The 13,372-nt window shown below is 40.5% G+C and carries 10 protein-coding genes and 1 pseudogene; 6 read left to right on the forward strand and 5 right to left on the reverse strand.

From position 1 onward, the window contains the following. The first annotated feature begins 35 nt into the window (after nucleotides 1-35). Nucleotides 36-884, forward strand: coding sequence for an ABC transporter ATP-binding protein (locus tag KHA95_RS02125; protein ID WP_213135808.1), 849 nt, complete (start codon nucleotides 36-38; stop codon nucleotides 882-884). Continuing rightward, entirely contained in the window at nucleotides 881-1,585 is a 705-nt protein-coding gene (locus KHA95_RS02130; RefSeq protein WP_213135809.1) for an ABC transporter permease, read from the forward strand. Before KHA95_RS02125 ends, KHA95_RS02130 begins: the two co-directional genes overlap by 4 nt. A 786-nt stretch (nucleotides 1,586-2,371) precedes the next feature. On the opposite strand, the gene rsgA is transcribed toward KHA95_RS02130, so the two are convergent. After that, nucleotides 2,372-3,430, reverse strand: coding sequence for a ribosome small subunit-dependent GTPase A (gene rsgA, locus KHA95_RS02135; protein ID WP_213135810.1), 1,059 nt, complete (start codon nucleotides 3,428-3,430; stop codon nucleotides 2,372-2,374). Between the two features lie 428 nt (nucleotides 3,431-3,858). Here rsgA and pdxK point away from each other — a divergent pair, with 428 nt between their 5' ends. Further along, a complete protein-coding gene (gene pdxK / locus KHA95_RS02140) occupies nucleotides 3,859-4,680 on the forward strand; it encodes a pyridoxine/pyridoxal/pyridoxamine kinase (RefSeq protein ID WP_213135811.1) in 822 nt (273 codons plus the stop codon). Nucleotides 4,681-4,754: 74 nt separating this feature from the next. Here pdxK and KHA95_RS02145 read toward each other — a convergent pair whose 3' ends face one another. After that, nucleotides 4,755-5,765, reverse strand: coding sequence for a substrate-binding domain-containing protein (locus KHA95_RS02145; RefSeq protein WP_213135812.1), 1,011 nt, complete (start codon nucleotides 5,763-5,765; stop codon nucleotides 4,755-4,757). 158 nt (nucleotides 5,766-5,923) lie between these two features. On the opposite strand from KHA95_RS02145, the gene KHA95_RS02150 reads away from it, so the two are divergent. Then, nucleotides 5,924-6,271 carry a YojF family protein gene (locus KHA95_RS02150; RefSeq protein WP_213135813.1) on the forward strand — a complete coding sequence of 116 codons (348 nt, stop codon included), beginning with the start codon at nucleotides 5,924-5,926 and terminating at the stop codon, nucleotides 6,269-6,271. A 28-nt stretch (nucleotides 6,272-6,299) separates the two neighbouring features. Beyond that, nucleotides 6,300-6,983 carry a bacillithiol biosynthesis deacetylase BshB2 gene (gene bshB2, locus KHA95_RS02155; RefSeq protein ID WP_213135814.1) on the forward strand — a complete coding sequence of 228 codons (684 nt, stop codon included), beginning with the start codon at nucleotides 6,300-6,302 and terminating at the stop codon, nucleotides 6,981-6,983. 50 nt (nucleotides 6,984-7,033) lie between these two features. Here the strand turns inward: bshB2 and KHA95_RS02160 are convergent, their stop codons facing one another. Then, nucleotides 7,034-8,638, reverse strand: coding sequence for an FMN-binding glutamate synthase family protein (locus tag KHA95_RS02160; RefSeq protein WP_213135815.1), 1,605 nt, complete (start codon nucleotides 8,636-8,638; stop codon nucleotides 7,034-7,036). Nucleotides 8,639-8,729: 91 nt separating this feature from the next. Continuing rightward, nucleotides 8,730-9,605 (reverse strand): Cof-type HAD-IIB family hydrolase, encoded by an 876-nt coding sequence (locus KHA95_RS02165; protein WP_213135816.1) that lies wholly within the window; start codon nucleotides 9,603-9,605, stop codon nucleotides 8,730-8,732. A gap of 308 nt (nucleotides 9,606-9,913) precedes the next feature. Here KHA95_RS02165 and KHA95_RS02170 point away from each other — a divergent pair. Further along, nucleotides 9,914-11,190: pseudogene (locus KHA95_RS02170) on the forward strand (YjiH family protein). Between the two features lie 55 nt (nucleotides 11,191-11,245). Here the strand turns inward: KHA95_RS02170 and recQ are convergent. Beyond that, complete coding sequence (gene recQ, locus KHA95_RS02175; protein WP_213135817.1) at nucleotides 11,246-13,369, reverse strand: DNA helicase RecQ; 2,124 nt, start codon at nucleotides 13,367-13,369, stop codon at nucleotides 11,246-11,248. Between the last annotated feature and the right edge of the window lie 3 nt (nucleotides 13,370-13,372).

Below are 13,372 nucleotides of genomic sequence, written 5' to 3' on the forward strand. Positions count from 1 at the left end.
TGATGAAGTCAGCAAATGAAAAAGGAGCAGATAGAATGGAACATATCATTGAAGTGAACCAATTAATGAAAACGTTTGGTAATAAAACAGCTTTAAAAAACGTTTCTTTTCATGTAAAAAAAGGAGAAACTTTTGGTTTTCTCGGACCAAGTGGATCTGGGAAAACAACGACGATAAAAATTTTAACTTCACAATTATTACATACTGCCGGGAATGTGAATGTACTCGGTAAATCGGTATCGAAAAAGAAACACCCTTCCATTATGGAAAAGATCGGAATTCTAACAGATAATAGCGGGTTGTATGATCGATTATCGATTTATGACAATCTTTTACTTTATTGCAAGTTGTATGGAGTAAAAGAAAACAGGATTAGCGAAGTATTAGAACAGGTTAACTTAGCAAACGAGCAGAGAACAATCGTTAAAGAACTTTCCAAAGGAATGAAGCAACGCGTCACACTTGCTCGTGCAATTATCCATAAACCAGCTTTACTGTTTTTAGACGAGCCAACTTCAGCACTTGACCCAGTTAATACAAAGCAGATTCACGAAGGCTTACGCCAATTAAATAAAGAAGGTACGACGATCTTCTTAACGACACATGATATGGATGAAGCCGAACACTTATGTGATCGAGTCGCCTTTCTTCATAATGGAGAAATTCAAGCACTCGATACGCCGCAAAATCTACGTTTACAATATGCAGATTTAACAATTACTGTCCTTTTGAAAGATAAGCGCAAGATCTCCATTGAAAAAAACGCCGCTGGAGCAGATCAAATATATCAATGGATGAAAAAGGATGAACTGCTTTCCATCCATTCGAATGAACCAACATTAGGAGATATTTTCGTTACGTTGACTGGGAGGGATTTAGTATGACATTTTCATTTAAACGAATAAATGCCATTTTCCAAAAGGATTGGAAGGAATTATATAAAAATTCATATATTTTATTCACATTAGCGATGCCTTTAGCTTTCGCGGCATTATTAGGCAGAATCGGGGATGAAGCCGCCCATATGCAATCAATGCCGATTACGCTCGCATTGCTCATTGCCGGTGTCTTTATTCAAGCTGCCATGATTGCTGAAGAAAAAGAGAAGAATACATTACGCGGACTGCTGCTTTCACCTGCAACAACAATTGAAATATTAATTGGAAAAAGTGCACTAACCTTCATCATGACTGTACTTGTGATCATTGGCTCAATCACGCTAAGCGATTTTCACGTTGAAAATATGGCAATGTTTTCCTTACTTATTTTAATTAATCTTATTTTTTATATTTCCATGGGGACGATCCTTGGCCTGCTTTCAAGGACGGTTATGGAGACAACGATCATCGGAATGCCTGCCATGGTTATTTTCGGATTAGCCCCAATGTTCATTTCCTTAATCGAAAATAAAGCGATCGTAAAGCTCATCAATTTCTTGCCGAGTGAACATTTTACTGCTGCTTGGCTTATACTTAGCAATGGACAAAGCGATATTGGTCATCATGTTTTCGTTCTACTTATTTGGGCAATTGCTTCATTAGTCATCACTTTTGTTATTTATAGGAAAAGGCAGTTTGATAAATAAGAACCATATAAAAGAAGTGGGATTTTACTAAACATCGTACGTTCGATTGGCTGTATTAAAGACTTTTTACCAGTGAAGGTAAATCGGACGAGGTTCGATTTACCTTACTGAGGATCTTTTGACCGGGAGGGGCTATCGGACGAGGTTCGATTTACCTTACTGAGGATTTTTTGACGGGGAGGGGTAATCGGACGAGGTTCGATTTACCTTATTGAGGATTTTTTGACCGTGAGGGGCTATCGGGTGGGGTTCGATTTACCTTACTGAGGATCTTTTGACCATGAGGGGCTATCGGACGGGGTTCGATTTACCTTATTGAGGATTTTTGGACGATGAAGGGCAATCGGACGAGGTTCGATTTACCTTACTGAGGATCTTTTGACCGGGAGGGGCTATCGGGTGGGGTTCGATTTACCTTACTGAGGATCTTTTGACCGGGAGGGGCTATCGGACGGGGTTCGATTTACCTTACTAAAGATCTTTTGACCGGGAGGGGCTATCGGGCGGGGTTCGATTTACCTTACTAAGGATCTTTTGACGGGGAGGGGCTATCGGACGAGGCTCGATTTACCTTACTGAGGATCTTTTGACCGGGAGGGGCTATCGGAAGAGGCTCGATTTACCTTATTGAGGATTTTTGGACGAGGAGGGGCAATTGGGCGGGGTTCGACTTACCATAATGGTTTAATTTGCTATCAAGGGGAAATTGATAATAATCTGAGCATAAAAAAGAAGGGGTTATTCAAAAGTCAATAAAAGTTTGACTTCTAGAACAGCCCCTCCCCCCTATTTCTTCCGTTTCTTCTGCCAAACCGTAATCTTTTTCCATTTCTCTTTTTCAGCAAGGGCAAGCTGTTTATCTTCTTTGCGCTCAATGTATGAAAGTTCTTTTTGCAGTTTTACATAGCTTTGATAACGTTCAACACCGATCGTTCCTTCTTCAATCGCCTGTTGTATCGCACAGCCTGGTTCACCATGATGCAGACAATCTCTGAATTTACACTGTGATGCGAGCTCTTCAATATCTGCAAACCCTTGGCTCAAGCCGGTATCTGCTTCCCAAAGCTGCAATTCTCTCATTCCCGGCGTATCGATTAAAATTCCACCTTGCTCAAGCACGATCAGCTCTCGATGAGTCGTTGTGTGTCGGCCTTTATCGTCATCCTTACGAATATGTCCCGTTTTCAATTTTTCCGTTCCAATAAAGGCATTGACCAGTGTCGATTTCCCGACTCCTGACGAACCAAGCAGTGCAACGGTTTTCCCTTGCTCTATATATGCCGATAGTGATTCAAGCCCAAAATTCTGTTCGACACTGACAACATGGATTGGAACCCCCATTGCCACGGATTCTGTTTCCTTCACTCTCTCCTCGATTTCATGACAAAGATCGGCTTTACTTAATACTATTACCGGATTTGCCCCACTTTCCCAAGCGGTAAGTATATATCGTTCCATTCTCCGTACGTTAAAATCAGCGTTCAATGCAACAACAATAAAGACCGTATCCACGTTTGCGGCAACAATTTGCTCTTCTGTTCGATTGCCCGCAACATTTCGGGAAAATTTACTTTTTCGATTTATAATATGATGTATCGTCGCTCGGCCTTCATCTTCCCTCACTGTAAGAACTACCCAATCACCGACAGCCGGATATTCACTGGGCCCAGCAGCATTGAAACGGAATTTTCCCGACACTTCAGCAAGCACTTCCCCATGTTCCGTAATTACTCGATACATCCGTTTATGTTCAAGGGCTACTCTTCCTACTGTGAATCCTTTATGTGTATATGATTCAAATTCAGCTTCAAAAAAACGACCCCAACCTAATTTGTTCAAATTCATGTCCATCCTCCAATTCAATTTTCTCATAAAAAATAACCGCAAGCTGCGGTTAATTATGTTCATATAACAGGCATACAAAACCCGTCCACGATAAAACCATGAGCTTACATATTGCCCATGGAAATTGGAATGATGACAGAAGTAAAATACGTTACGAACAGTCGACACCGATTTCCATGGGCAGAATAATGAAATTTGTTATATCACTTATTACAATAGCCATAATGCATTCCTCCCTTGGAAAATCTGATGTATTTACTACAATGATTGTACTATGAGCGAACATTAATTGTAAAGATCCGTTGTTTAATCAAACGTTTGATTAATGAAAACGTCTCCCTAAAATTGTTAAATTTCCTTGCTTTCTTTTATCAAGCTATTGGTATATTCTAAAATAAACAACAAGCGCTATCTGGGAGGAAATTTTTATGACAATGAAAAAAACATTGACACTCGCTGGATCCGATTCGAGCGGTGGAGCAGGCATACAAGCAGACTTGAAAACTTTTCAAGAAAATGGTGTGTATGGAATGACGGCGTTAACATCTATCGTAACGATGGATCCAAACAACGGATGGAATCATGAAGTTTTTCCGATTGATGTTGCTACCGTTGAAAAACAATTAAATACGATTCTTTCTGTTGGAATTGATGCAATGAAAACAGGAATGCTCGGTTCAGTAGACATTATTGAACTTGGCGCAAGAAAAATGGACGAACATCAAATGGCGAATATCGTCATCGATCCTGTCATGGTTTGTAAAGGGGAAGATGAGGTACTTCAACCTGAAAATACTGAAGCGATGCGCGAGCTTTTAGTTCCGCGTGCAACAATTGTAACTCCAAACTTATTCGAAGCATGGCAACTGGCCAAAACTGGACCGATCAAAACGATCGATGATATGAAAGAAGCGGCAGCAAAAATTCACGAGCTCGGTGCTAAAAACGTTGTGATTAAAGGTGGCGTAGGCATTGAGCATGATAAGGCCGTTGATCTTTTCTATGATGGTACGGATTTTACACTGTTTAAAGAACCTAAACTTGAAACAACGTATAATCACGGTGCTGGATGCACATTTGCGGCAGCGATTACTGCTAACCTTGCAAAAGGCAAATCAGTAAGAGATGCTGTTGAAGCCGCTAAACAATTTGTAACAGCAGCGATTGAACATGGCTGGAAATTAAATGAATATGTCGGCCCTGTTATGCATGGCGCTTATAGTCAATATGTTGGCAATGTGAAAAACTAATTTCAAAAACCCGGTGGGACATTTTTCGTCTCAGCGGGTTTGTTGATCATAAATCGATTTAGTTCAAGCAAACTCTATTCTACTTTTGACTGTGAAGATTCTCTAACCATTAATTCACAAGGAAACACATATTGTCGAGCAACTTGCGACACCTTATTTTCAATATTATTAATAAGTAATTCTGCTGCCTTTTGCCCCATCTCAAATCCGGGCTGAGCAATCGTCGTTACTGGCGTCTCGACTAAATGTGCAAATGGAATATTATCAAAAACTATGAGTGCAATGTCTTCACCAATTTTCACTTGATTTTCTTTAAATGCCTCAAGTGTTTCAAGGAAAACTAGATCATTTCCAGCAAATAAAGCGGTTGGTGGCTCTGGTAGCGAAAAGAGCTTCTTTAATTCAGCTTTCATTTTATGAATTTCTGCATGTAACATATAGTCTTCTCTTAGCGGGATATTCTCTTCCTTCATTGCATCTTTATATCCTTGCAGCCTGTCAATTCGCGGACTTATGCTTAATGGCTGGGTGGCAATCGCAATCCGCTTATGTCCGTTTCCTATAAAATGACGAATTGCCTCGTAACTAGCCTCGCTATTGCTCGCCAAGACGAAATTAGCATGTAAACCTTCGACTTTCCTATCCATGAAAACAACGGGGTAATTTTCATTCATCATTTTTTCATACAATTCGATATTTTTTCCCGTTGGAAAAATAATCAGACCATCCACTTGCTTTGCCCGCAATACTTCTATGTATTCCCTTTCCTTTTCCGGATCATCATCTGCATTACAAAGGATGGCGTGCAATCCATGTTGCTGGCAATAATCCTCGATGGAACGGCTGACTTCTGTGGAAAAGCGGTGCATAATATTTGCGACAATTACGCCGATCATTGATGTACGTTTTTGCTTAAGGCTCCGGGCCAAATAATTAGGTTGATAACCTAGTTCTTTGATCGCTTGATCGATTTTTTTCTTTGTCTCTTCTCCCATATATTCAAATCGTTTATTAATAAATTGAGAAACAGTGCTTTTGGAAACCCCTGCTTTTTTGGCGACATCGGCCATCGTTACCCTTGACATAACATCTTCCTCTTTCGATCACTTTTACATACTATATTAAAGACTCTAATCTGTTTAATCCACTTTTATCGCACCCAAATAAGGACTACTCCCTCGTAATCACTCCTTTTTTTTAGTAAAATAGAACCATTACCCCATATTAAGGGAGGTTTATTTGAATGGAAGAAATGAATACAATGCAAGTACAGCAAGTGATTAATCAATTTGCTGGAAAGAAGGTCTTCATACATTTAGAAACGACGAATGGGGCCTATGCTTCACATAAAGACGAAACTTTTTTTTCAGCCGGAGCGTATATTCGCAACGGAGAAATATGTTATGAACATGGAAAAATCGTTGGGGATGGTCCGTACCGAGTAGGATTGAAGCTCCCATACGGCTGGGTATATGCTGAAGGACTTACCCATTTTGAAATTGATCATCTTGGCAGGCTTTTGCTTGCAGGTTTAGACTTCGATGGTAAATTGGCGGTTGCACTTGAATTAAGTGAAACACCTTTCGAATAATTTTTTAATAAAAAGGAGACGAATTCCGTTGGAAAAAGAACGTCACGTTTTAATTGTGCTTCCCCATCCCGATGATGAAGCGTTTGGAATTTCGGGGACAATTTCTGCATATATCGACCAAGGAACTCCCGTTACGTACGCTTGTTTAACTTTAGGTGAAATGGGGAGGAGCCTTGGAAATCCACCGTTTGCAACCCGGGAATCACTCCCACACATTCGTAAAGAGGAACTAAAAGCCGCTGCTAAAGCAATGGGTTTAGCCGATTTACGATTGATGGGCTATCGTGATAAAACGTTGGAATTCGAAAATGATGAGCAGCTTGCAAACATGGTTTTTGGTTTAATTGAGGAGCTTAACCCTTCACTTGTCATTACCTTTTATCCTGGTTATTCGGTTCACCCTGATCATGAAGCGACTGGAAGGGCTGTCGTTCGTGCTGTTCGCAGATTGCCAAAAGAATCACGCCCCAAATTACATTGCGTCGCCTTTTCGAATAATCATGAAGCCGAAATTGGGCAAGCCGATATCGTTCATGATGTTAGCCCATATTGGAAAAGAAAAATTGAAACGTTAAAAGCTCATATTTCCCAAACAGCTGGTATGTTTGAGGACATGGAAGACGAACAAGCAGCGCAAAACCCGGATTTAATCGAACGCTGGCAAAAAGAACGCTTCTGGACGTATGACTGGGAAAAAGATAAGGTTTTATAAAAAATAGCCCCTTCAGGCCAACGAAGGGGCTTTTTGCATTTAGGTATATTTCAGTTTTTTACTGGCGCAAAATCGAGTATGCTTCTTTTAAATTCCGTACCGGTCATCAGTTGCCCCGATGGTGAGCGATACATAAGATGTTCCTCAGACAATTCGGTCGGTGAAGCGACACCCGCCGCGGCAGCAAGATTAAATAATCCTTCTCTAAGTGAAATAACGTAATTGGCGACCCGGTACATTTTCTCCTCAATGACAAGCGCTTTTTCACGGTTTGGGTCCGTTGTTGCGACACCGACCGGACATGTATTGTTATGGCATACTTGCGCCATAATACAGCCCACTGAAATCATCATGCCGCGGGCGGTATTAACAAGGTCGGCGCCAAGGCATAATGCATAGGCGATCTGATCAGGTGTAACTAATTTTCCCGAAGCAATGATTTTCAGCTGATCACGAATGCCATATTTTTTTAGCATATCATCAAGTAAAGGCAAGGCTGAAAATAATGGAAGCCCTGCTGCATCAGATAACTCTTGAAAAGTGGCTCCTGTCCCGCCCTCGCCGCCATCAATCGTTAAAAAATCAGGGGTTCTTCCAAGCTTAGCCATTTCACTTACAAAGCTCTCCACTTCTGCTATTGATCCCGCGACGATTTTTACCCCAACTGGCTTCCCTCCTACTTCCCTTAACTCCTCTACGAAATGTAATAACCCTTCCGTATCGCGAAATTGCCGGAATCTGTTCGGGCTATCAACCGTTTGCCAAGGGGGTACATTACGAATTTCGGCAATTTCAGGTGTGACTTTTTCACCTAGAATATGACCACCTCGTGTTTTTGCCCCCTGTGCTAGCTTTATTTCAAATGCCTTTACTTGGTTCATTTCACTTTTTTTCTTAAACAGCTCCCAAGAAAACTCCCCTTCCTCTGTTCGGACACCAAATAGTCCAGGACCAATTTGCATAATAATATCGACGTCTCCTCGTAAATGATGCAAGGAAAGGCCACCTTCTCCTGTATTCATCCATGTTCCGCCTGCAATCCCAAGACCTTTCGATAAGGCAATAATCGCATTTTTCCCTAAAGCCCCATAACTCATCGCCGATTGGCCGACGAGCCCTTTCACTTTAAATGCCTGTCTACAATGGTGTTCACCGATAACGACCGCATCTTCATTAGCTAATAGCTGAGGATCTACGAGTCGATCTTCACAATGCTCTTTGCGATTAAACAGTCCTTCTCGATCAATTGTATATAACTTCGTTTGTACTTTAGGCTTTTGGTCAATGCGTAGCTCCTCGTGTAAAAGCGGAAACATTGCATTCCTTATGTAAAATCCCGGTTGATCAAAATCTCGCTCAGATCCAAATGCATGGATACGCTCTTTATACTTTCCTGATTTCACGACACTTTCATATTGGTGTCTTGAAAATGGTTTACCCTCACGATTATTAGTAAATAGATACTGTCTAAATTCCGGTCCGATATTTTCCATTAAATAACGAATATTTCCGAGCAACGGGTAATTCCTTAATACCGAATGTTCCTTTTGACGCGCGTCAAGTATGTAAATCCAAAGAAAAATAACGATTGGGACTAAAATCAATACAATGAAAACAATAAACATGATTAACGCAAAAAGCTCCGGAGTACGCATACCCATTCACCTGCTTTTTTACTACTTATTTATCTCAATTCGTGAATTTTAAACATAAAAATACCGCTGAATTCATTTCAGCGGTTCATTGTTATTTTGATATTTTCAACCCTTCAAGCGCCTGTACAATTGCCTTGGCAACTCCATCATTATCGTTTGTATCAGTCACATGCTTAGCGATTTCTTTCACTGGCTTTTCCCCATTGCCCATTGCAACCGAATGACCAGCAATTTCTAGCATAGAGATGTCGTTATAGTTGTCTCCCAATGCCATTGTGTCTGCTAATGAAATGCCTTGAGCTTCTGTATATCTTTGCAAAGCGGCTCCTTTTTGAGCTTGATAATGCATCACCTCAAGGTTATTACGGCCTGATGATGTCACTTCAATTCCAGCAATTTCTTTCAGAAGTGTTCTTGCTTTTTCCAATGTTTCTTCGTCTCGTGAAAAGGCAAGAAATTTATATACATGACAATCTTCCTCTGCAAAAATTGGACCATAATCGTCAATGACTTTGATTAAGCGCTGATTAAAACGGTCATCTGCTGATTTACGGATTTCTTCAATGTTCATCGATGGATTTGCCGTATGGAAAATATCGACAACGACTTGAATTCCATTTTCATAGCTTGTCGTATACGTGCCACCTCGTGTATACAATTCAAAATAAATATCTAAATCGGAAAAAACGGACGTGATTTTTGTTGAAGTTTCGCCATCAAGCCCCACCGAAAAAGATACATTTCCATCTTTATCACGAATTTCCCCGCCATTTACACAAATAGCAGGACAATCAATTCCAGCTCTATCTAATACGTAGCGGACCTCACTATATGCCCTGCCCGTCGCAACGATAAAATCAATTCCTTGTTCCTGTGCTGCTTTAATTGCTTGAACGGTCGCCTCACTGACTTCTTGTTTCGCGTTTAATAATGTTCCATCCATATCTGATGCAATACATTTAATCATTGAAAAGCTCCTTCTCGAAGAGGTTCTCCCCTCTCTTATTGCTTCATATTGTAACTGAATAAGCGACACTTTGCAAAAAAGGGAGCCTATCTGCTATGATCATTATCTAAATCACTGTTTTCACGAACACTCTCTTTTTTGGCAAAATAAAGCTCTGGATTTCCTTACCTCAATGCATTAAGATAAGGAAGGTTTGAATTTTTATGTATTAGATGAAAGGAACGTAAACAGTGAAAAACACTAGGGCATTTACAATAAATGATTTACTTCTATTTTTAATCCCGTCCATTATCGGCGTTTTTTTATTCATGATTCCAATCCCTCAAAGAGTGGGATCACCATTCCAATTGCTATTTTATCTAACTCATTACAAAATTGGTTAAGTGCAATGATTCCAACAATCATGGTAGCGATTATTTTTATTGCTTTTATTGGAACCTTACTAGTAAAAACAGTAAGACCTCTTTTTATGAGCCGATCCTCATTTCTAACAGCATTGTTTGATGTTCCGGTTATTTGGGTAATTGCTCGAGTTTTGGCAGTCATTTTTTCAATCATGGTTTTCTTTAAGCTTGGTCCAGAAGCGATTTGGTCTGAAAATACTGGGGCCATTTTAATGTTCGATTTATTGCCTGTACTTTTTTGTGTTTTCTTTTTTGCAGGGTTATTGCTTCCACTGCTCCTAAACTTTGGATTGCTCGAGCTTTTCGGGGCACTTTTAACAAAATTTATGCGTCCCGTTTTTAAATTGCCTGGAAGATCTGCCATTGATGCGCTCGCCTCATGGCTTGGTGATGGGACAATTGGGGTTTTGCTTACTAGCAAACAATATGAAGATGGGTACTATACGAAACGAGAAGCGGCAATTATCGGCACAACTTTCTCGGTCGTATCGATCACATTTAGCATCGTTATCATTAAGCAAGTTGGCTTAGAAAGCTATTTCGTCCCTTATTATTTGACGGTTACCCTCTCAGGTATGATTGCCGCGATTGTCTTGCCACGCATATGGCCGCTTGCTAACAAGCCGAACACGTTCATTAATGAGAAAGTCGACGACAATACAATGGAATTAATTCCTGATGGCTATTCGCGCTTCGAATACGGAATGGAACAAGCCCAGTTACAAGCAAGAAGAAGCCGCAGCGTTAGTAAATTTCTTCAAGATGGAGTCAAAAATATTCTTGATATGTGGATAGGTGTCGCACCGATCGTTATGGCCATCGGTACGGTTGCATTAATCATCGCGGAATATACGCCGATCTTTCAATGGCTTGGTCTGCCATTCATCCCGCTCCTTGAATTACTGAGAATTCCTGAAGCACAAGCAGCATCACAAACATTGATTGTTGGTTTTGCGGATATGTTCCTGCCTTCCATCTTAGCAGCAGGAATTGAGTCAGAAATGACACGATTTATTATTGCTGCTGTCTCCGTTACTCAGCTCATTTATATGTCTGAAGTAGGTGGATTGTTGCTCGGTTCAAAAATACCAGTTGGCATGAAAGATTTAATTATTTTATTCCTATTGCGGACTTTAATCACATTGCCAATCATTACCTTAGTTGCTCATATCATTTTTTAATTTTAAAAATGCCTAGCCTCTAACCATTTTGGTCGGATGCTAGGCATTTATTGCATCATGCATTTTTTTGCAAATACGCTCTAATCATGAAAAAGCTAATTTCATCCGGTAGCAGCTCTTTGATTGGTGTCAGTCTCGTTGAATCAGCTTCTTTAACAGCCTTCGCAATAAGGTCTTCATATTGCTCCGGGATAAATTGGTTCCAATCGATTTCCATTCCTTCGTCAAAACACTTGATCAAATGTCCTTCAATCGTTCTCTCAGAAATCTCGCGTTCATTTGCAATCTGAGCAACACTATGACCCTCTTGTAACATCTTGTAAGTTGTATGATGACTCACTTCTTTATCGCTTTTTACGGCCGGCCTTTTTTCTATATTCGGAACAAAGCTTGAAGTTTTTTCAACGTCATTTTCCTCACAATACAATTGAATCACTTCAAGAAATGGTGCTCCATACGCTTCTAATTTTCGTTCTCCGATGCCTTTTATGTGCAGGAGCTCTTGCTCGTTACGCGGCAACAATCCACTCATTTCTCGCAATGTCGCATCCGAGAAGATGATATATGGAGGTACTTTTTCCGCTTCAGCAATCTCTCTTCGTAACGCACGTAGCTTTTCAAATAAGTCATTGTCTTCAATAATTTGTGTAATCTGTACTTTTTCCTTCTGCATCACATGTTCTTTTCCACGAAGAACTTCTCCAGCCTGATTTGTTAGCAATAAGGTCGGATATGCGCCATCCGTTGGTCGTAAATATCCCTCGGCCGTCAGAAAGTCGATGAATTCACTTACTTCCTTCTGCGTCTTTTCCTTCATAATTCCGTACGTCGACAACTGATCAAACTGAAAGCTTTTTATTTTTTTATCCCCTGAACCTGTAAGTACCTTCGCAATCATCGTCTTGCCGAAGCGCTCATTCATCCGTCGAATACAAGACAATACCATTTGCGCCTCAACCGTTACATCGACCTGTTCGCGATCATCTGTACAATTTCCGCATTTTTCACACTCAGAAGCATTCTCTTCACCAAAATAATGAAGAATATATTGCTGTAAACATGACTCTGTATGACCATAGGCAACCATCTGCCTTAGCTTTGCATATTCGTTTTCTTTGCGACCTTCATCCATATCAGATTGCTCTATTAAAAACGATTGGATGTGGATATCCTGTGGAGAAAACAGTAGAATACAAGCACTTTCTTCACCATCACGGCCCGCTCTTCCCGCCTCTTGATAGTAAGCCTCCATATTGCGAGGGATATGAAAGTGGATAACAAATCTTACGTTAGACTTATTAATCCCCATTCCAAAAGCATTCGTTGCAATCATAACCGTCACGTCATCGTAAAGAAAACGTTCTTGCATTCGATTCCGCTCATGCTCTGACATCCCCGCATGATATTTTCCTACCGCTATCCCTTTTGTCTGTAAAAAATGATGAAGTCGATCGACTTCTTTCCGAGTTGCTGCATAAATAATTCCAGCCTGCTCCTTATTTTTTCCAATATAGTCTATAAGAAAACGATCACGATCTTGTCCTTTTACAACTTGGAAATGCAAATTTTCCCGACCAAAACCAGTAATCACTGTGTTTTGATCGTCAATATGGAGAAGTTCACAAATATCTTCGCGCACATGAGGAGTAGCCGTTGCGGTTAGAGCCAAAACGACCGGCTTTGGCTTAATTCGACTAATCAATTGTTTTATATTTAAATAGCTCGGTCTAAAATCATGACCCCATTGCGAAATACAATGCGCCTCATCAATTGCAATGAGAGAAATGTGAATTCCATCAAGCAATCGAAGAAATGACGGAGCTTCAAGCCGTTCTGGAGCTACATAAACAAGCTTATACTCTCCATTATAAACACCAGCAAGCCGTTGCTGCATCTCTTCTCCAGAAATCGCACTATTAATATATGTAGAGGGAATGCCTGCTTTATCTAACGCATCCACTTGATCTTTCATTAATGAAATAAGAGGAGAAATGACAATCGTCACACCGCGAAAAAGCATCGCTGGTATTTGGTAACAAACTGATTTCCCCCCGCCCGTCGGCATGATACCGAGCGTATCCTTACCATCCATTACTTTTTGAATAATCGCTTCCTGCCCATCTCGGAAATGATCATATCCGAAATGTGTGTGCAGCAGGTGATTTGCTTTAGTGAGCAATAG

This window comes from Bacillus sp. FJAT-50079 (assembly GCF_018343515.1).
GTDB lineage: Bacteria > Bacillota > Bacilli > Bacillales > Bacillaceae_C > Lederbergia.